At 67.0% G+C, this 20,484-nt stretch carries 13 protein-coding genes and 1 pseudogene; 4 read left to right on the forward strand and 10 right to left on the reverse strand.

Features of this window, described 5'->3' with window-relative positions; all coding sequences use genetic code 11:
• Positions 1 to 1,800: an endo-1,4-beta-xylanase gene (locus EWM63_RS02090; protein ID WP_165390731.1), complete on the reverse strand. Its 1,800-nt coding sequence runs from the start codon at positions 1,798 to 1,800 to the stop codon at positions 1 to 3.
• A 372-nt stretch (positions 1,801 to 2,172) separates the two neighbouring features.
• Between EWM63_RS02090 and EWM63_RS02095 the strand changes: the two genes are divergently transcribed.
• A complete protein-coding gene (locus EWM63_RS02095; RefSeq protein WP_130185068.1) occupies positions 2,173 to 4,371 on the forward strand; it encodes a GH92 family glycosyl hydrolase in 2,199 nt (732 codons plus the stop codon).
• 145 nt (positions 4,372 to 4,516) lie between these two features.
• Here EWM63_RS02095 and EWM63_RS02100 read toward each other — a convergent pair whose 3' ends face one another.
• From EWM63_RS02100 to EWM63_RS02125, 6 genes and pseudogenes are all read right to left on the reverse strand, one after another.
• Positions 4,517 to 6,466 carry a right-handed parallel beta-helix repeat-containing protein gene (locus tag EWM63_RS02100; RefSeq protein WP_130185069.1) on the reverse strand — a complete coding sequence of 650 codons (1,950 nt, stop codon included), beginning with the start codon at positions 6,464 to 6,466 and terminating at the stop codon, positions 4,517 to 4,519.
• A 361-nt stretch (positions 6,467 to 6,827) separates the two neighbouring features.
• Positions 6,828 to 8,143, reverse strand: a pseudogene (gene pelA, locus EWM63_RS33040) (pectate lyase).
• A 244-nt stretch (positions 8,144 to 8,387) separates the two neighbouring features.
• The gene (gene msrA / locus EWM63_RS02110) at positions 8,388 to 8,897 is read right to left on the reverse strand and encodes a peptide-methionine (S)-S-oxide reductase MsrA (protein WP_130185070.1); all 510 of its coding nucleotides are present in this window, start codon (positions 8,895 to 8,897) and stop codon (positions 8,388 to 8,390) included.
• A 146-nt stretch (positions 8,898 to 9,043) separates the two neighbouring features.
• The gene (locus EWM63_RS02115) at positions 9,044 to 10,675 is read right to left on the reverse strand and encodes a bifunctional diguanylate cyclase/phosphodiesterase (protein ID WP_130185071.1); all 1,632 of its coding nucleotides are present in this window, start codon (positions 10,673 to 10,675) and stop codon (positions 9,044 to 9,046) included.
• Between the two features lie 266 nt (positions 10,676 to 10,941).
• Positions 10,942 to 11,949, reverse strand: a complete 1,008-nt coding sequence (locus EWM63_RS02120; RefSeq protein ID WP_130190129.1) for a formylglycine-generating enzyme family protein — start codon at positions 11,947 to 11,949, stop codon at positions 10,942 to 10,944.
• Positions 11,946 to 13,709: an arylsulfatase gene (locus EWM63_RS02125; protein ID WP_130185072.1), complete on the reverse strand. Its 1,764-nt coding sequence runs from the start codon at positions 13,707 to 13,709 to the stop codon at positions 11,946 to 11,948. The genes EWM63_RS02120 and EWM63_RS02125 overlap by 4 nt, the downstream gene beginning before the upstream one ends.
• 149 nt (positions 13,710 to 13,858) lie before the next feature.
• On the opposite strand from EWM63_RS02125, the gene EWM63_RS02130 reads away from it, so the two are divergent.
• The 3 genes from EWM63_RS02130 to EWM63_RS02140 all read left to right on the forward strand — a co-directional run bounded on the left by EWM63_RS02130 (position 13,859) and on the right by EWM63_RS02140 (position 19,280).
• Complete coding sequence (locus tag EWM63_RS02130; protein WP_130185073.1) at positions 13,859 to 15,703, forward strand: ATP-binding protein; 1,845 nt, start codon at positions 13,859 to 13,861, stop codon at positions 15,701 to 15,703.
• Positions 15,700 to 16,293 carry a response regulator transcription factor gene (locus EWM63_RS02135; protein ID WP_130185074.1) on the forward strand — a complete coding sequence of 198 codons (594 nt, stop codon included), beginning with the start codon at positions 15,700 to 15,702 and terminating at the stop codon, positions 16,291 to 16,293. Before EWM63_RS02130 ends, EWM63_RS02135 begins: the two co-directional genes overlap by 4 nt.
• A gap of 206 nt (positions 16,294 to 16,499) precedes the next feature.
• The gene (locus tag EWM63_RS02140; protein ID WP_130185075.1) at positions 16,500 to 19,280 is read left to right on the forward strand and encodes a type III effector HrpK domain-containing protein; all 2,781 of its coding nucleotides are present in this window, start codon (positions 16,500 to 16,502) and stop codon (positions 19,278 to 19,280) included.
• A 155-nt stretch (positions 19,281 to 19,435) separates the two neighbouring features.
• On the opposite strand, the gene EWM63_RS02145 is transcribed toward EWM63_RS02140, so the two are convergent.
• The 3 genes from EWM63_RS02145 to EWM63_RS02155 are packed head-to-tail and all read right to left on the reverse strand — an operon-like array spanning position 19,436 to position 20,472.
• Positions 19,436 to 19,792: a hypothetical protein gene (locus EWM63_RS02145; RefSeq protein WP_130185076.1), complete on the reverse strand. Its 357-nt coding sequence runs from the start codon at positions 19,790 to 19,792 to the stop codon at positions 19,436 to 19,438.
• 46 nt (positions 19,793 to 19,838) lie between these two features.
• Positions 19,839 to 20,246: a hypothetical protein gene (locus EWM63_RS02150; RefSeq protein ID WP_130185077.1), complete on the reverse strand. Its 408-nt coding sequence runs from the start codon at positions 20,244 to 20,246 to the stop codon at positions 19,839 to 19,841.
• Complete coding sequence (locus tag EWM63_RS02155; RefSeq protein ID WP_130185078.1) at positions 20,239 to 20,472, reverse strand: hypothetical protein; 234 nt, start codon at positions 20,470 to 20,472, stop codon at positions 20,239 to 20,241. Before EWM63_RS02155 ends, EWM63_RS02150 begins: the two co-directional genes overlap by 8 nt.
• Positions 20,473 to 20,484 lie beyond the last annotated feature (12 nt).

Below are 20,484 nucleotides of genomic sequence, written 5' to 3' on the forward strand. Positions count from 1 at the left end.
TTATTTGAGGGTGATGAGAGCTTGCGCGCCTTCGGCGCCCAGTGTGAACTCGGCATTGCCGGTGCGCCCGCCGGCGCTGGCGGTGGCTTTGTAGCGGCCGCGGTGACCGCGCGCGGCCAGTTCGCCGGCGGCGCCGGTGCGGCTGTCCAGGCGCGTCTTCCAGCGGTCCAGCACCAGCTCCTTCCACGCCGCCAGGTTCGGCTTGGGTGTCCAGTCCTTGCGGTACATCGCGGCATCGGGTTTCCAGTGCGCGCTTTCCCAGAAGCCCCACTGGATGAAACCGGTAACGGCCGGATGGCTGTACACCGCGATCAGGAAATCGCGCGTGTAGTCGCCCTGCAGCGCCGCATCCGGGGTGTTCATGTCGAATTCGGTGATCTGCACCTTGTTGCCGCCTTCGGCCAGCAGGTCGAGGTCGGACAGCACCGAGACGGGCGCGCGCGGCGTCTGGCCGACGTGTCCCTGCACGCCGAGGATATCGATGCGCGCGCCGTTCTTGCGCAGCATGGCGGCGAAATCCTTGAACTCCCGGATGAACAGCGGGCTGGAACTGCGGTTGAGCATGGCGTACTCGTTCAGCGTGAGCTGCAGCGCCGGATCGGATTTCTCGGCCATCTTGAACCATTCCGCCACGCGTTCGACCGGTACGTGCTTGAAGTAATCCTGCTCGTGCACCGGCTCGTTGATCACGTCCCAGCCGATCAGTTTGCCGTGGGTCGCGGCGGTGATGTCGCGGATGTGCGCCTCCACCAGCTCGCCGATGCGCGCGCGCTGCGCCGGGTCGCGCGCGATATCCTCCGGCGTGAACTTCCAGGCCGGCCATACCAGGTTGTGGCCCTTGACGCGCTTGCCGTTGGCGCGCAGCCAGTCGAGCGCCTGTTCCGCGCTGGGACGGTACTTGGGATCGCGCCAGCGCGGCCACTTCAGGCCATTGCCGATCACGGTAGTGTCGAACAGCTCGCGCACTTCTTTCCGATAGCGCTCGCCATCCGGGCCTGCGGACACCAGGCGTTCGGCATCGACCTCGCTGCCCCACAGGAATTCGGGCTGCACCAGCTCGGCCTTGACCTGCGCCCCCGGCACCGGCTTGCCGGCCGCGTCGACCACCTTGATGGCAATCGGGGCTGTCCGCACCTGTTCGATGCGTTGCAACGCTGCCTTGCGCCACGCGGCGTCCGGTTCGCGCCCGGCATAGGTGAAGCGGGTCAGCGGCAGGTCAGCGAGCTTCACACGGTCGCCGAAGTTGAGCAGTTCCAGGCCGGCGATCTCGAACGTCTGTTCCAGGTTGCCATAGCTGAAGGCCAGCACGCCCTGCCCGGCCGGCACGTCCTCGCGCGCCACGAACGGGAAGCTGACCGTGGTCCATTCCTGGCCGATGCTGAAGGTTTGCGGCTGGCGATCGCCGCCGGCCTCGCTGCGGAAGTACAGCAACCCTTCAGATTCGCCCGATTCCTGGCGCGCGCCGAGGCTGCGCATGGCCACGCGTGCATACAGCACGTCGCCGCGCCGGATCGGCCCGGCCGTGCGCCAGCTGACGGCGATGCCGTCGTAGTTCGACGATCCCTTCGGGTTGGTCGCGCGGAACACCGGCGCGCCATCGGCATTGCCGGCCACGGTGACGCTGCCCTTGGCACCTTCGGGATTGATCGCATCGCGGAAGCTGAAGGCGGAACGGTCGGGGGCCAGCATGTCGAGCGGGCGGGCGGCCTGCAATGCCGGGGTCAGCGGCGCGGGTGCGGCGGCACTGGCCGCGGCGCCCGCCAGCAACAGGCCCAGAGCGAGGAATAGACGGCGGAACATGGATCTCCAGTCGTTGTTGTTGAAATCGGGACGAATCCGCGCCGGAAAAAAAACAGGATGCGCAACGCGCATCCCGGGAAAACAGCGACATCGGCTGCGGAGACAGAGCAATAGAACTGCCACTTCGCCGGCGATCTTATCGGATACCCCAAGCGATGCAATTCCATTTTTTCGGCGTCCTTACTGTTTCTGCCGATCGCCCGCTTATCCGGCGGGAACGCGCGGTCGGCCAAGGCTTTACGAATTTTGAAATGCCCTTATGAATTGGCGTAAACCGCACCGCCGGCACAGCGGCGGCCATGGCGGCACTCCTATAATCGGCACGCTGCCAGGCAGCGCCCGACCACGAATTTTCTTCGAGTACGCTCATCCATGACCAGAATCAGACTCACTCCGATCGCGCTGGCCCTGGCCGCACTGCCGCTGCACGCAATCGCCGATCCGCTGCGCCATGTCGATCCCCGCATCGGCGTGGTGGGCGACGGCGCCACCGTGATCGGCCCGTCGCTGCCATTCGGCTCGGTGCACCCCGCTCCCGACACGGCCAGAGGCGACAACGACGGCTACCGGCCCGACCAGCCGATCCGCGGCTTCTCCCAGCTGCATGTCAGCGGCACCGGCTGGGGCCAGTATGGCAACTTCCTGATCTCGCCGCAGGTCGGCCTGAACACCGTGCCCGGCACGTACGACTCCGCCAAGGCGGACGAGCGGGCCGAGGCGCACCAGTACAGCGTGCGCCTGACGCGCCACGGCATCGGCGCCGAACTGGCGCCGACCCGCAACGCGGTGATCTACCGTTTCCGCTTTCCCGCATCGGACGATGCCCACATAGTGTTCGACGCCGTGCAGCACATTCCCGGCCATATCAACGAGTCGATGATGGCGCAGTACCGCACGCCGGTACCGGCCAGGCTGGAGCTTTCCGCGGACGGGCGCAGCCTGTCTGGCCATGCCCGCTTCCCGGGCGGCTTCGGCGGCCCCTACCAGGCGTACTACTACGCCGAGATCGACCGCGCGCCGAGCGCTTTCGGCACCTGGCGCGACAAAGCCTTGCAGCCCGGCGCGCGCCGCATCGACAGTTCCGGCACGCTGGAACACCTGGGCAGCTACGGGCGGTTCGACACGCGCGATGGCCGCCCTGTCACCATGAAGATCGCCGTATCGTTTCGCAGCGTCGAGCATGCGCGCGCGACGCTGGCGCGGGAAATCCCTGGCTGGAACTACGAGGCAGTACGCGACGCCGGCGCCCGGCACTGGCGCGAGGCGCTCGGCGCCATCGACGTGCAGGGCGGCACCGACGCCGAGCGGACGATCTTCTACACGGCGCTGTACCACGCCCACGTGATGCCGCGCGACCGCACCGGGCAATTCGAGCGCTTCCCCGACACCGCGCCCATGTGGGACGACCACTACGCGATCTGGGATACGTGGCGCACGCTGTACCCGCTGTATGCGTTGATCCGGCCCGACGTCGTGCGCGACACCGTGAATTCCTTCATCGCCCGCCAGCAGGCCGACGGCGCCGTGCCGGACACCTTCATCGCCGGCGTGCCGCAGTTCCGCGAACAGGGCGGCAACGGCACCGACATGATCATCGCCGACGCCCATGCGAAAGGGATCGCCGGGGTCGACTGGCACAAGGCCTACGAGGTCATCCGGCACAACGCCGACCGGCGCCGGACCGGCCCCCACTTCGACAACCCCGGCAAGGGCCCCGGCCCCTACCGCGAACTGGGCTGGATCCCTGCCGGGATCATGTCGAACTCCATGTCGCTGGAATATTCGTACAACGACTTCGCCGCCGCCCAGGTGGCCGAGGCGCTGGGACAGGCCGACGATGCCCGGCGCTGGCGCGAGCGTTCGCGCAAGTGGACCAGCCTGTGGAATCCCGACGCCGCCGATGCCGGCTTCCAGGGTTTCACCATGCCGCGCAAGGCGGACGGCACGTGGATCGATGTCGATACCCGGAAATATGGCGGCTCCTGGAAGCCGCACTTCTACGAATCGAACGCGTGGACCTATTCCTATTTCGTGCCGCACCAGGCGGCAATGCTGGTCGAGCGCATGGGCGGCCGGCAGCGCTTCATCGAACGCCTCGAGTATGCTTTCGCCAACAACCTGATCGACACGTTCAACGAGCCGTCGTTCCTGGTCCCGCAACTGTTCCATTACGTGAACCGGCCGGACCTGTCGGCCAGGTGGCTGCAGCGCATTACCGGCGAAAAGTTCACGCTGAAGGGCTACCCGGGGGACGATGACAGCGGCGCGATGTCGTCCTACTACGTGTGGTCCAGGCTGGGCCTGTTCCCCAATGCCGGCCAGGATGTGTACTTCCTCAACGGACCGGCGTTCGACGCGCTGGCCGTGCGGCGCCCTGGCAAAGCCGACCTGCAGATCACGCGCAGCGGCGAAGGCATCTACGTTGCCGGCGTCACGCTCGATGGCAAGCCCCATGAACGATCGTGGCTGCGCCATGCGGAGCTGGACAGGACGCACCGCCTGCATTTCACCATGAGCGCCATGCCGACCGCCTGGGCCACGCGCAGCGCCCCGCCGCCTTCCATGCCGTAGATCTTCGTTCCCGCTCCGCAGGTGCGGGAACAACCTCGTACACCATCGGCAGCCTGGGCGTGCCTGCAGTGCGCGGTGCGCCCGGTCTCCAGCACGGCGATCCGGACGGGACAATGGTCCCGCCGGCGCGCTGCGCCCCTGAAGGCTAGAAGCTTTCCACCGCGCCCACGTCGGCCGCGTCGCCGCGTGGGCGCGGGGCGTCATACACGTCGGTCGACGGGACGCCGGCCGGATGCGCACTGTCGACCGCCGGGCTGTCGGCAGCCAGCTGGAAAGCCAGCGGGCCGGACGTGGCGACGAAGCGCGGATCGACGCCGACCCGGTTGTTGCTGCCGCCGGTCTCGATCCAGCTGTTGCCGCCGTAGACGATGTTGTGGCTGAAATCGATATCGCTCGACTGGAAGTAGCGATTGGCCGGACGGTCGGGACGCGCCACCATGATGTTGTTCCAGATGCGCGCGAAGCGGGTCTTCTGCATCGAGATCTCCCCTTCCCCGGTGATCTCGATGTTGCTGTTCCGGTAGGTGGTGTTGTTGAACACGTCCAGGTGCTGGACGTTGAGCGAATGGATGCCGCGCCCGCCGTTGTCGAAGACGATGTTGTTGGCCACCAGGGTGCGGCCGGCGTAGGCGTACTTCAGGAACGAGTCGATGATGATGCCGTTGCCGTCGGTCGGCTGCCTGAAGCCGAAGCAGTTGCAGGGGAACAGGTTGCTGGCGCCGGAGACCACGTTGCCTGTGGCGACCAGCTTGTAGCTGGCCGTGTTGGCGTCGTAGTTGTACGGTGTCAGGAAACTGATGCCCGAGGTGCCGTATGGCGAATAGGCGCTGGTGCCCGAGACGCGGTTGTTGTCGATCGTGACGTAGTCAGTGAAGTTGGCGGCGATGCCGCCACCCGGCGTGTCGCGAACGACGTTGTTGCGGATGACAATATGGTGGGTCTTGTTCAGCGTCTTGCCCGACAGGCTGATGCCGTTCGAGTCGACGATCGCGCCGATGTACTTCGGCGGCGTCATCTTCGAGTAGGCCAGCGCCAGGTCGTTCTGCTCCTTGGCCTCCTCGTACGTCACCTGCTTGACGTGGCCTTCCACCTCGAAGCCGTCGATGACGATATGGGCCGCGTCGCGCACTTCGATGCCATGGTGGTTCTTGCCCTTCGTAGTCTTGACCAGTGGACGCTCGCCCGGATAGTTGCGGTACGTGATCGGTGCGCCCTCCGTGCCGGACGTCCTGATCATTACGACCGTGTAGTTCCACGGATTGGTGTAAGTGCCGTTGCGCACGAGGACGGTCTGGCCCGGCGTCATGACGTCGTGGGCCTTCTGGATGGTGGCGAACGGCCGGTCTTCCGTTCCAGGATTGGCGTTGTTGCCGTACCGCGCGTCGACGTAGAACACCTGCTGGATATCGAGCGGTGGCGTGGTCGCCGCCACTTCGCCGCGGATGGCGCCACCGCTGTCGCGCAACGAGCTCACCCGGTAGCGGTACAGCGTGCCCGATTGCAGGCCACTGTCCCGGTACACTTCCGTATCCGCTTCGAGCATGGCGATTTCCTGCCAGCCCGTCCCCGGCTCGTGACGCTCGATCCGGAAGCCGCTTTCGTCCGGCGTGACATCGGACCACTCCAGCATGATTTCCTGGCTGTTCATCGGCTGGGCGGCGAGCCGGCGCGGCGCGGCGGCGCGGTCGTAGTCGCGTTTCGCGGCGGACTTGCCCGGCGTGACGAGGCCAACCTCGGCGGAGGCGGCGCCGCCGGAAGCGTCCGCACGCAACGCGACGATCCGGTACTCGAATGCGGTCTCGCGGCGCAGGCCGGAATCGACGTGGCTGCGTGCCGCTGGGCCAACGCTTGCCACAGCCTGCCACTCGGTCGAACCGGCTTCGCGGCGCTCGATCCGGAAACCGTTGGTATCGGCCGCGTCGTTCGACCAGGCGAGGTAGGCCTGGTGCGGGCCGGGATAGCTGCGCACCAGCACATCGTAGGGTTCGCCGCTGGGCGCCTCGTTGCCGCCCTCCTGCCAGGCCAGCGCGGGCAGGCTGGCGCCGGCCAGGCTGCACAACAGGGTAATCGCCAGGGAAATGCGGTGTCGTTTCATAACATCCTTTCGAGGAAGGTTGGGTTGCGTGACAGCGCGGCAGCGCCACAGGAATGAACGCCTGATATCGTTGCGCCCTGCCGGCGGAGTGCTGGCAAGCGCGGTCGCGTAGTGCCGCGAGGTACGACTGCTATGCTGATCCAGCGATACCGGAACGGCAATTGCGATAGTTTCGAAAATCGTTATGAGTTTGCGGCGTGAGGTGCCGGCGGTGCGGACGCGGAGTATATGTCGGGAACAAGAATGGCATCCCGCAGGTGCGGGGGCACAGCGAAGAAGTGAAGCGAAAGATGTTGCATGCGCGGCCGGTACCGCCAGTGCGGCGCACCGGCGGCTGACCCGGCACCCGCCGGTCAGCAGGTCAGTATCCTACCTGGGCCGCATAGGCCAGCAGCGCCTTGCCGTATTCGCCCGCCCACTGGTACCCGTAGCGTCGCTCGGGTTCGACGAGCATGATGTCGTACTGCTTGCCCGTGCCCGGCGGGTTGTCGGTCGGCAGGCGGCCGCTGAAGAAGCCCGTGTCCGCGCCCAGGTCGTAGAAGCGGTACCACAGCGGCGGTGCGCCGATCTTCTGCACGAACGGGCTCGTGTTGGTGGCTTGCGCGCCCCGGTCGTAGATCGTGTCGAAGATCTGCGTTCGGGGATTGCGATACCAGGCGAGTGCCGCCCTGACCGCGGTCTCCACCGCGGGGGTCTGCGGCCGGGACATCAGGAACTGCACGATGCGCGCCGACTCGGACCCGCTCTTGGACGGCAGCTCGTAGGACCGCGCACCGCGCGGCACGTAGGAAACGGGGTCATGCTGCGCGCACCACACCGTGGGCAAGCCCCCTGCACGATCTGCGCCTTCAGGATGTAGCCTACCGCCTTCTCGATCGCCGGTTCGAGCCTGGTCAGCTGGGAGCTGCTGAACACACTGCCGTCGAGCGGCGCCTTGCGCTTGTTGGCCTGGTCGAACAGCACGAGCACGCGTACCATCGCGTCGTCGTTGAACGTCACGTGATTCGAATAGCTGGTGCCCGTACGCGCCGGATAGACCTGCGGGAAGCCGCCGGACGCCACCTGCATCGTCAGCAGGAAATCGAGCGCCTTGCGGGCACTGTCGCGGTACTTCGAGGCGCCGCTGCGGCGGTACACGTCGGCGAGGAACATGATCTCGCTGACCGTGCCATGGTTGTCGATCGTGCCCAGTTCGACGCCGTTCGCGCCGGTCCACCCGGAGCGCTTCGCGGTGCCGTTCCACGGCGCCGCATACCACGACGGATCCTTGTAGAAGCCGCCATGCGGCATCTGCCACGTGATGATGTTATCGGCCTTGGCACGGTCCGCCGCCAGCGCGGCCGAGGGGTCGGAAGCCTTGCTGAGCCAGCTCTTGTAATTGCCCAGCAAGCCGTACACCGGGTTGTTCGCCTGGTCCAGTATGACCGACCGCGTGGAGGCCGCGTGCGCCATGCCGGCACCGCCCGGGCCAGCCAGCGCCAGCATGGCCGACACCGTGAGCATTTTCAGTGTTTCGCGTCTCCCGTCCCGCTTCTTCATGTGTGCTCCTGTGGATTGGTGGATGATTGGATCATGCGACCTTGCCGTGCCGTGCCGGTCCGGCACGGGTGCAGCGCCTCCGCGTCGCCGACGGATTCCCGCGCGCGCCGCGGGAACTGAGGCAGGCCCGCAACGCATCCAGCCGATGGTACAGGCAAGGGGGAACCGGGCGAACCACCCCGGCGCGATCGGTCACGAGCTTGATTGTTTGGCGCGCTGGCCGGTATGGGACGGAGCGAACGAATGGCTGGAAGCGAACATTCGCCTGTGCGCTGGAAGGAACGCGCCTCGGGAGTATCGGCGCTGCGCCTCCATTGAAGAAGGACGCACGCCCTTCAGCGCCATGGGCAGCGCCGGCGTGGGCGTGGACGCCCGATAACCGCTACGCCTGGCGTTCCGGCAGCTGCCAGTCCGGCCGGATCCAGTGGCACGTGTAGCCGTTCGGATGCACCTGAAGGTAATCCTGGTGCTCGGGTTCCGCTTCCCAGAAAGGCCCGGCCGGCGCGATCTCGGTCACGACCTTGCCGGGCCACAGGCCGGATGCATCGACGTCCGCCACCGTTTGTTCGGCCACCTGCTTCTGCGCAGCGTCGCGGTAGAAGATCGCGGAGCGGTAGCTCGTGCCGATGTCGTTGCCCTGGCGGTTGCGCGTGGTCGGATCGTGGATCTGGAAGAAGAACTCGAGCATGCGCCGGAAGCTGGTGACGGCCGGATCGAAGACGATCTCGATGCCTTCGGCATGGGTGCCGTGGTTGCGATAGGTGGCGTTCGGCACGTCGCCTCCCGTGTAGCCAACGCGTGTGGAGAGCACGCCCGGCTGGCGGCGGATCAGTTCTTCCATTCCCCAGAAGCAGCCGCCGGCGAGGATGGCGGTTTCGGTTTGCTGTGTCATGTGCATTTCCCAAATGGTAAGAGGCACGGCCGGCATCGGGTGCGCGGTGCCGTGTACGTCGGTCGTGGCGACATATCTGGGGATGATGCGACACATCACAATGCCGGCCGCATGCGGAAAGCGGGATGCGGAATGCGGACCCTGGATCAGGCCAGATCGGCGCCGCATACCTTGGCAGCGACGCCATCGATCGAAAAGCCGTCCCTGCCCGCGGCCTTGGCCACATACAGGGCTTCGTCGGCGCACTTCAACAGGCTTTCCCGGGTGCTGTCGGCCCCACCGAAGGCGAGGCCGACGCTCGTGGTGACGCGCAAGCCCCCGTCGATGACGTCGAACGGCACGCGCATGGCCTCGACGATTTTTTCGCCCAGGGCAGGCAATTCATCGGCGGCGTACAGGCCTTCGAACACCACGACGAATTCATCGCCCGCATAACGCGCCACGATGTCGGTGCCGCGCACGGCCAGTTTGAGCCGCGTGGCGAATTCGACCAGTACGGCATCGCCGGTGGCATGGCCATGGCTGTCGTTGATCTGCTTGAAATGATCGATGTCGAGAAACGCCACGCCGATACCGACGTGGGTACGGCCCTGGCGCTTCAAGACCCTGTCCATCTCGCATTCCATCATGCGCCGGTTGCACAGCCCGGTCAGCGGGTCGGTGCTGGCCAGCCGTGCCGACTCGGCCTCCGCTTTCGCCCGCTCCTCGGTGAGCGAATGGATGGCCCGGCTCAGGGCGCCGACCTCGTCCCGGCGGGCCAGGTCGATGATGTCGATGCCGGCATCGCCCCGTTGAATGCTCGCCACCTGGCGGCGCAAGGTTTCCAGGGGGCGCAGCAGGACCACGATGGCGAGCAGCCCCAGCAAGCCAGCGACGGCCGCGGCGATGCCGGTTCGCAGCAGCGCGCGCTGGCGCATCGCCACCAGCGGCGCGAACGCCTCCGCCGTGGGGTAGACGATGCCCACGATCCATTCGGTGGTGGCCAGCCGCCGGTAGCCGATCAGCGAATTGACGCCCGCCTTGTTCCTGGCGATCACCCACCCATTCATCCCCGCCAGCGCCTGCCGCGTCGACGGCACGATGCCGCCCTCTTCGTCGGCGACATTGCGCAGCAGGCGGCGGGGGTCCGGATGGTGCAGGACGATCCCTTCGGTCGTTACCACGAACAGGTAGCCATGCCGGCCTGGCTTGAGACGGTCCAGGTGACGGAAGAACTCCGCCTGCGACAGGTCGATGGAGGCCGCCAGGACGAATTGCAGCGTCCCCGCCGCGTTGAACACGGGCTCGGTCAGCAGCACGATTGGTTTCCCCGACAGCGCACTGCGCAGTGGCCGCGACAGCTGGCCCTTGCGCGTGACCACCGTGCGCTGGAAGTACTCGCGCGCAGCGACAGTGGCCTGACCGGCGGCCGCGCCGCCGGTCAGGCTGGTCATGAGCACGCCGTTCGCGTCGATTGCCACCGTGTTGAAGAACTGCTGTTCCAGCGACGGCAATTGCTGCAGATGCCGGCGCACTGCCACCGGGCGGACCACCTGCGCGGCGCGCATGCCTTCGGCCGTTATCCGCAGCAAGGCACGCTTCGATTGCAAGTCCTGCTCGATCTGCACTGCCGCGCTGGACAGCAGCGCGTATTCGCGATCGCCGACCAGCTTGGCCATGTCCCGCTCGACGATGTTCACCGCGTAGATGGCAAGCAATATTCCGGACAAGAAAACCAGCGCGCAGACGACGACGGTCATGCGCGCCTTGAGCGTACCGAACGGATGGATTCTGTGCATTGGCGTGCCCTGAGGATGCGGGTAGTCTATCACGCAGCCTGTGGCGGCTATTGCCTTGCACGCCAGCGTGCGCCGGCCGGTATCGGCCGGCGCGGCACTCTATCTTGCAGGAAGTCACGCCGCCACGACGATCCAATGTCTTTGCCGCTCGTCAGTACGGCCGGTAGCGGTAAGCGCCCTTCCGCGCCTGCCGCCGCGGGCGCGGGTCGACCGCGGCCGGCAGGATCGACTTGACGTCGGCATCCACCAGGCGGTGAAGCGGTTCCCTACAGCGCTGCAGGCGACACCGTGCGAAAGCCCACGTGCACCGCTCCCAGCGCGGTATCCTGCGGATGGCGCGCCGATGCCCGGTAACGCGTGCAGAAATCGCTGGCACACAGGAACGAGCCGCCCTTGATCAGGCCTTCGTCCGCCGATATCGCCGCCGGCGCGCCGGTGCCGTGCGGCTGGTGGTCGCCATGCCATCGATCGGCCGTCCATTCCCAGACATTGCCGATCATGTCGTGCAGGCCCATGCCATTGGCGGGGTAGCAACCCACCGGCGCGCGGTCGGCGTAACCGTCCTCGCGCGAATCGAGGTAGGGGAAGATGCCTTGCCAGAAATTCGCGGCAGGCTGGCCATCCTGCCCGCGGGGACCGCGTTCGATGCGTTCGCCCTGCCCGCCTGCCCTCGCGGCATACTCCCACTGCGCCTCGGTCGGCAGGCTGCGGCCGAGCCAGCGCGCGTAAGCGGCGGCATCGGCACGGGTCAGCTGCACCACCGGCTGGTTTTCGCGGCCGCGCAAGGAACTGCCCGGCCCTTCCGGATGGCGCCAGTCGGCACCCCGCACGGCGTGCCACCAGCTGCCGTAGGCAACGTCCTCCCCGCGTCCGGCGGGCGGTGCGCGAAACACCGCACCGCTGCCGTTGCGTTCGCCCTCGGTTACGTAGCCGGTGGCGCGCACGAAGGTGTCGTACTGGGCGTTCGTTACTTCGGTGCGGTCGATCCAGAACGGCGCGGCGGTGGCTTCTCGGACTGGTCGCTCCTCGGGGTAGCCGTCGGCGGCGCCCAGCACGAACCTGCCGCCCGGCAGGCGCTGCATGCCCGCACGGGGATCGCTGCCCCAGCCGGGCGGCAGGCCGGAATAGGCGGCGCACGCGGCCCTGTTTCCCAGCGCGGCCGCCACCGGCGCGACCGGCGCGGCGCCCAGCGCTTGCATCACCAGTACCGTGCTGGCCACCAGCACCGCGCCTGCGACCAGCGCGATCGCCGCGCCGCTGTCGAACCGGCTCATGGCGCTGGCGGGCGCTTGGACGGAATGGGCAGCCATACCACCCCCGCCTGGCCGGCCCAGGCATCGTAGTCCCGGCGCAGCCGGTCCGCGATCTCCGGCTGCGCTGCCGCCAGGTCGCGGGTCTCGCCGCGGTCGTTGCGCAAGTCGTACAGGGCCCAGCTATTGTCGCCGAACGGCGGCTGCATCGACACCATCTTCCAGCCGTCGCGAATAACGTAGCGGCCGCCGAACAGCTCGTCGGCCAGTACCTGGCCGGCGCGGACGTCGGGGCCATCCGCGCCATCCAGCCGGGCCAGCAGCGACAGGCCGGTGATCGGATTGACGGCCTTGCCGGCATAGGTGGCGCCCGGATCGGCGATGCCGGCCGCGGCCAGGAACGTCGGCAGCAGATCCTTCACATGGGCCAGGTCGTGCAGCGCGGGGCGGCCGTTCGTCTGGCCAGGCAGGCGCACGATCATCGGTGCGCTGACGCCACCTTCCGCCGGCATGCCCTTCCACAGGCGGAACGGCGTCGCGCTCACTTCCGCCCAGCGCTCGCCATAGGTCGCATTGGAAAGCGGCCGGCCGATATTGCCCAGCGAATTATCGACATTGGCATTGTCGGGGAACTGGCTGGCCGCGCCTTCCGCGCCGTTGTCCGACGTGAACACGATCAGCGTATTGTCGTAGGCGCCGGTCTGCTTCAGGTGGGCGATCAGCCGGCCGATGTTGCGGTCGAGGTTTTCCACCATCGCCGCGTACACCGCCATCTTGCGTGCTTCGGTGGCCCGCTGCGCCGGCGTCAGGCTGCCCCAGCGGGGTCGGCCGAGCGTGCCATCGAGGCCGGGATTGCCGCTGAAATCGGCCGGCACCAGGCCGAGCGCCTTCTGCCGGGCCAGGCGCCGCGCCCGTATCACGTCATAGCCTTCGTCGTACTTGCCGGCATACCGGGCGATGTCGGCATCGGGCGCCTGCAGCGGCCAGTGCGGCGCCGTGTAGGCGGCATAGGCGAAGAAGGGCTTGCCGTCGCCGCGGTTGCTGTCGATGTAGGCGATCAACTTGTCCGTGTAGGTCGTCGACGAATAGAAATCGGCCGGCAGCGTGACCGGCTGGCCGTCTTCCTGGTGGACCGAGCCGAGATCGGCCACCGTGGGACGGCCCGGTACCGGTGCGAAGTGGGAACCACCGCCCTGCAGCTGGACATAGGAACGTTCGAAGCCCTTGGCATTCGGGAAGGAGGCAGGCCGGAACACCCACGGGCTGCCGCCATTGGCCAGCGGGGCCGCGCTCGGCATGCTGGCCAGGTGCCACTTGCCGGCCATGTAGGTGTGATAGCCGGCATCGCGCAGCAACTGTGCCATCGACAGCGAGCGGTCGTTCAGGTAGCCCTCGTAGCCGGGCGGCAGCGTGTCGAAGCCGTAGGTGTTGGCGGCACCGTACGGCGCGACGCTGCCGGCGACCAGGCTGCCGATCGTTTCAGCCATCGAACCGAGTCCGGCGCGGTGGTGATCGGTGCCGGACATCAGCATCGCGCGGGTCGGCGAGCACGTCGAGCCGGTGTGGTAATTGGTCACCAGGCGGCCGGAGGCGGCCAGCGCGTCCAGGTTGGGCGTGCTGATTTCACTGCCGTAGGCGCCGATGTCGGAATACCCCAGGTCGTCGGCCATGATCATCAGGATATTGGGGCGGGCTGTGGGCGGCGGGCTGCCCGCGCCGCAGCCGGCCAGGCCCAGGCCGATGGCGCAAGCCGTCGCCAGGACGTGCGAAGTTTTCCAGCGCATGCGTGTCTCCGTTATTTTTGTGGAAACCCGATAGTCGGCACAATCGCGCTGGACGGCTATTGGCACTTGGTACAATAGCCGCCCGGCCGCGACCGTCGTACCCTTAACCCGCTGTACCGGTCCGCTCCCTCCTGGTAAGGCCTTCCTTGATGATCCTCCTGTCCCGCCAGGCCGCGCGCCGCCTGCTGCTGCCGATCGCGCTGTACTGCGCGGCGCAGGCGGGCAGCTGCGCGGCGCCGCAACGGGTGCTGCTGCTGATGTCCGGCGGGGCCTCGGCACCGTGGTCGCTTCGGCTTGGCGAGACGCTGCGCGGCGAGGTGCTGCGAACCCATGCCCATGCCGAGCTCCATCTCGAAGTGCTGCAGCAGCCAGCCAGTGCCGGTGCCATGCCGCCACGCTGGCTCACCGACAAGTACGCCGGGCAGGCGTATGCCGCGGTCGTCCCGCTGACCGCCGACCAGTTGCCGGTCGCGCTGGCATTGCGCGATCGCCTGTGGCCGGCGGCGACCGTGGTCGCGCCGGACCTCGACCGGGCCATGCTGGCCGGCCTGGCATCGGCGCCGCGCGTAACGGGCCTGCTGAAGCACGACCCGGTCGCGCGCAACCTGGAGCTGATGTTTGCGCTGGCGCCGGCAACGCGGCATATCGCCATCGTCAGCGCCGGCCTGGACCGTGATCCCATCCGGCGCAACTGGCGCGCCGCCCTCGAGCCCTGGCTGCGTCGCGCCACGCTGATCGACCTTGGCGGCCTGGCGCCGGAAGAGCTGGCGCGCCGCCTGCGCGACCTGCCACCCGCCACCGCGCTGTATTTCGCCGCGCCCAACACGGGCCACAGCTCGGCCGTGATGACGCCCTATGACGCACTGCGTGGGCTGGCACCACAGACGCGGATGCCCATCTTCATCGATGCCGCGACCCTGCTCGGTACTGGCGCGGTGGGCGGCTGGGTGCATTCGCCGGCCGCCTTCGCGCGCGACATCGCCTCGCAGCTGAACCGGCTGCTGGCCGGTGTTTCCCCCGGGCGCATCGGGTTCGAACCGCACAGCGCTCCCCGCCTGCAGTTCGACTGGCGCGCGCTGCAGCGTGCCGGACTCGCCGGCGCGCCACTACCGCCGGGCAGCGAGCTGCTGTTCCGGCCGCCCGGCCTGTGGGAAGCGTATCGCGGCACCGTGCTGGCGACGGCACTGGTGCTGGCAATCCAGAGCGCCCTGATCGGCGCGCTGCTGCTGGAGCGGCGCCGCCGCAAGAGTGCGGAACAACGGGCCCGCCAGCATCTGGGCGAACTGGCGCGGCTCGACCGGATGGGCGCGGTCGGCGCCCTGTCGGCGGCGCTGGCCCACGAAATCAACCAGCCGCTCGGCGCCATCCTCAGCAACGCGGAAACTGCCGAAGTGCTGCTCGAACTGCCCGCCCCGCCCTATCACGAACTGCGCGAGATCGTCGCGGCCATCCGCGACGACAACGCACGCGCCGCGGCGGTACTGGTGCGCCTGCGTGCCTGGATCGCCGACGCCGCCGGCCAGCAACAGCGCCTGGCGCTCAATCCGCTGCTGCGCGACGTGGCGCGCATCCTGCGGGTCGAAGTCCGCATGCGCGGCACGGAGCTGCGGCTGCAACTGGGCGATACGGTACCGGACGTGGTCGCCGACGGCGTGCAGATCCAGCAGGTCGCGGTGAACCTGGTACTGAACGCGCTCGATGCGCTGCAGCAGGTCGCGCCGGCACAGCGCCGGGTGACCATCCGGAGCACCCGCAACGCGGCCGGCGGCGCCGACGTCTGCGTCATCGACAGCGGGCCGGGCCTGTCCGGCGTGGCGGCGGAGCGCCTGTTCGAGCCGTTCTTCAGCACCAAGCCGGATGGCCTGGGCGTGGGCCTGTCGATCAGCCGGAGCATCCTGGAACGCCATGGCGGCACGCTGCAGGCCGAGCAGCCGGCCGGCGCCGGCGCGCTGTTCCGCTTCAGCCTGCCATGCGCGATGGAGCAATCGCCATGACTCCGGTCCTGCATCTCGTCGACGATGACCTGGGATTTCGCCGCGCGCTGGCCCGCCTGCTGCGTGCGCTCGGGCATACCGTGCAGGAATACGGCAGCGCCCAGGAGTTCCTCGCGGTGCCCAGCCCGGCAGCCGGCTGCCTGCTGCTCGACGTGCACATGCCCGGCCTGTCGGGTCTCGACCTGCAGGCGCGGCTCGCGCCGCATGCCGACAGCCTGCCCGTGATCTTCATTACCGGGCAGGGCGACATACCGATGAGCGTACGGGCGATCAGGGCGGGCGCCGAGGATTTCCTGACCAAGCCGGTCGGCCGCGTGGTGCTGGTCGAAGCGATCGAACGGGCACTGGCCCGGGCGGAACGGGCCCGCGCCACGCAGGAACGGCAGGCGGCGCGCGCGCAACTGCTGGCGCGGCTCAGCGCCCGGGAGCACGAGGTGGCGCTGCTGCTGGCGCGCGGCTGGCTGAACAAGCAGGTCGCGGCGGCGCTTGGTACCACCGAGCGCACCGTGAAAGCGCATCGCAGCCGGATCATGGAAAAACTGGCGATCCGGTCGGCCGTGGAGCTGGCGCGGCTGCTGGACCAGGCTTGAAAGGGAACGGGAACCGGCGCGCCACCGATTCGGCGCCGCAGCCGCATGGGTGCTGCACCGGCGTTCGGCCTCGAACTGTTGACTGAGCGGTTGACTGAAATGTAACAGATTGTCTGCCGGGGGCCGTCGTCGACAGGTGGCCATGGGAACATCCGATCATGCTGGCGCGTGCCGCCTGACTATCGTTCACTCCCGCAGGATGCCCCATGACCGTTCAAAACACCCAACAAGCGCCAGTTGCCGGCGCCCCCCATCTCTCGCTTGCCAGGCAGGTTGTCGCGCAACACGTCAAGCCGGCCAACGCCGAGGCGGACAAGCTGCTGGAAGACCTGAAAAACAATGCCGGCCCTGACTTGCCGAAGCCCCCACGCAACGAGCAGAAACTGGTCAAGGACGCCGACAACAGCGACAAGGTCGAGCGCATCCTCGACAAGCGCGCCGACCCCAGCCGCCCGCCCACGCCCGGCTACAATCCGATGCATACCGGCCCGGGCATGCCCATGCTTCCGCCGAATTTCGGCGACGCCGACAGCAGCGCCGAAATGCTGGTCGACGGCTTGTCCGGCAACCAGCACGACCAGATGCTGAAGGAGTTGAACCGGCCGCTCGCGGCTGCTGAGTACCTGAAGGAAAACTGGGGCAAGTGGAACCTGGGCAAGCACGCCAATGTCGATGAACTCGTCAAGAACCCGCCCGGCAACCTGCCGCAGGAAGCAAAGGATCTGCTGCGCTACCTCAAGGACCACCCGTCGCTGAAGACGGCGATCGATACCGCCAACGCCAAGGGCGCGAAGCCGGATGGCCTGATCAGCAAGGACGACGTGCAGGCCTTCGTCGGACAATACAAGGATCAGCAGGAAAAAGCCGCCAAGGTCTTCTCGCAATGGCAATCGAGTAACAAGAATGCCGGCGGCATGGCCACCGAACTGGCGCGAACGGCCGCCATCCTGGTCGCCAACGAAGCGCTGCTGCACGGCGCCGACACCAACGTTCCTGGCGATAAGAACCCGCTGGCCAGCCTGAAGGGAACCAAGGCCCTGTCGCTCGAAGACTTCGGGATCGTCAGCGACGCCGCCCAGCTGTTCGCGCGCGAGGGCATGTTCGCCCAGATCGACCGCTCCGGCGTCAACATCGCCACCCACGACCGCGACCAGCTGTTCAATGTCGACAACCTCACGAAGTGGCTGAAGAGCGGCGCGCCCAGGAACGACAAGGAGGCGGTGGCGCTGTTCGAGAAGGCAGCGACGCATACGGCGATCGCCACGATGCAGGGCGATACGAGCAAGATCAAGGGCGACCTGTTCAAGACCGACAGCAAGGGCAACATCACGATCAACAAGGACAAGTTTTCGACAGCCGACCGCGCGGCCGCGATGATCGAACTGCAGGACGCGCGCGCCAAGCTGACCGCAGGCGCGCAACAGGGCTTGTACCGCTTCAAGGACGCGGAAAAATACGGGATCAATCCCAATCCCGACAAGCTGGCTGGCGACCTCGACGAGCGTATCGCGGCGCTCGCCGCGGACGAGGACATGGCCAAGTCGATGTCCACCAAGCTGGGTAACGCCTATCAGGCGGTGGCCAAGGCCAATCCGCTCCTCAAGGCCCGGATCGAACATCACTACGGTCATTATGTGGAGAACGGCAACGGCCTGAAGGACGCCGTCAACGGCAAGCAGACCGGTCCCGACGGCAAATCGCTGTCGCTAGGAGACGGTCTCGGCCAGTTCATCAGCCAGGCCGGCACCCTGGCCAGGATGCTTGGCAAGGGCGAGCCCGATCTGTCGGCGATCCTCAACAAATCGGAACTGAAAGACGTTCGCAAGAAAATCCACGACACCTATATCAACGAAGTCGTCGACGGCGACCGGATCGCCCAGATCATCAAGGACGATCCGAAGATCGACATCGAGGAAGCGATCGCGCGCGCGGGGCGCGAAGCGATCGCCATCACCGCCGCGACCGATCCGCGCATGGTCAAGATGCACAAGGACCTGCAGAACGCCAACTTCACCGAGAACGCCACCAAGGCCCTGGTGGAAAACACCGACATGAGCGACGTGGCCAAGCAGTTCACCAAGGCCGATGGCAGCATGGACGAGGCCAAGCTCGAGGAAGTGCTGAAGAACGCCGAGAAGGTTAACGATAAACTGTTCAAGGATGCGCAAGGCAAGTCGATGGCCCCGGACATCCTGCGGGCGCTGCGCGGCGCATGGGACGCCGGGCGCAACGCGGCCAAGGTGTCGGACGTGCTGACCAAGGACACCTGGCAAAAAGTATTGCAGGGCGTTGGCAGCACCAACAACAACAAGCTCGATCCGATCTACAAGAACGGCGTGATGCACGGGGTCAGCGCCTTGTTCGGCGCCTTCGCGCTGACGGCGCGCGCCGGCGCCAAGAAGGAAACCACTCCGAAGGACATCGCTTCGTATATGGGCAGCGCCCTGGCCGTGGTCGGCACCGGCATCGAAAGCGGCAGCAAGTACGACGCGACCCACGACGGCGTGGACCGCAAGAAAATGCTGGGCAAGATCGAGCAGGCCGGCAAGATGCTCGGCGGCGCCGGCAACATCATCGCCGGGGTGACGGGCATCATCAGCGGCGTCGGGCAGCTCGGCACCAACCGCCCTCTCGGCGCGGTGAACATCACCAGCGGCTCGCTGTTCGCCACGGCGGGCGCCTTGTCGATCGTGGAAGGCATTTCCGCGCTCTCGAACTTTGCCAAGGTTGCCCAGGTGGCAGGCGGCATCTCGGGCGCGCTGGGCGTGGCGTCCGGCGTCTTCACGGTCGGCATCGCCATCTGGCAACTGGTGGAAATGGCGATCAAGGACAACCGCATCGCCAAGGACTCGAAGACCTTCTGGAGCCAGATCAGCCCCGTGCTGGAACGCTACGGCGCGGACGGCGGACCGGTCGAGGAAAGCGACAAGCCGAAGAAAGATCCGGATTCGGACCTGGATCCGTACTGGGTGTATTACCCGACCTGAGGTACCGCCGCGGGGATTTTCCCGGGTATTCGCCCGGGTATTTCCCCGCGTATTTCCCTGGATTTCTGCGCACGACCAGGGCCAGGCTGGCCGGCGTCAGTTCTGCTGCTGGAACAGCGTGTGCATCCCTTCCGACAGCTCCTTGGACAGGTTCGTCAGCAGCGACATCTGCACCGACATCTCCCCGCACGCAGCATTTGCGCCAACATCTGCTGATGATCGAGCACGCCCTCGCTGGCATGCGTTCCCAGTGTCTTGACCTCGGCAATCCAGGCGTTCATATCGCGTTCCATCCGGCCCACGGTATCGATCAAGCGCTCGCCCGGGCCGAGCGTCGCCCCGCCGATGACTTCCGGGCCGTCGCTCGCCGCCGCGCGCAGCGCCGCCTGGAATGCGTCGACGGCCGCGGGGTTCGGCACGCCCGCGGGCTGCCGCAGGTCGGGGCGGAGAACCTCGGCGGACTGGGCGAGATGGGAAACGTGGGAAATTGCGCTGATCGGTTCGGTGCTCATGTGCTGGCGAAAGGTAAGGTCAGGAACAGGATTGAAAAAAGCAGGCTCAAAAAGCCGCGGCGTCCGCGAGATGGCTGCACAGTTGCCGCTCAAGGAAGACGGCCATCTCCTGTGCGACCGGGTCGGCGCCCTGCATCACCGCTTGCAGGGCGTCCAATGCGCTGGACGGCAGCGCCGACTCGAGGTGTACATAGCCGAGCAGCAGGCGCGCGACCATGTGCCCGCCGTCGGCCTGGCTTTGCAGGCGTCCCAGCGCATCCAGCGCGCGCGTGCGGCGCCAGGTCATGAATGCGGCGGCCGCAAGCACGTCCTGGCGGATGTCCGCAAAACCTTCCAGCGCCTTGCAGATCGTCTCGCCCTCTTCCCAGTAACCGCGGTGCGCGGCGGCGACCGCATAGAACCATAGCCGCCGGCGCGCCGCCGGGCCGATGGCCGCTTCGATCGGGTCAGCCATCGTGGGCGCTGCGGTTGTCGATGACGACATTGGCGAGGATCCGCATGCTGCTGGTCACCGCGTCGCGCAGCGCACCGGCTGTTCGGAACACCTCGGGCGGCAGCGGGCGGGCCAGCAGGCAGTCGATATGGTGCTGGTCGGTGAACAGGTCGTCGTAGATGGATTGAATCTGGGCGTTGCTGGCGTTGGCCCCGAGGTCTTCTTCGAGCCTGGTGTGATTTGGCATGCGTACTCCCGT

Origin of the sequence: Pseudoduganella lutea (genome assembly GCF_004209755.1) — a bacterium.
Classification (GTDB): Bacteria; Pseudomonadota; Gammaproteobacteria; order Burkholderiales; family Burkholderiaceae_D; genus Rugamonas; species Rugamonas lutea.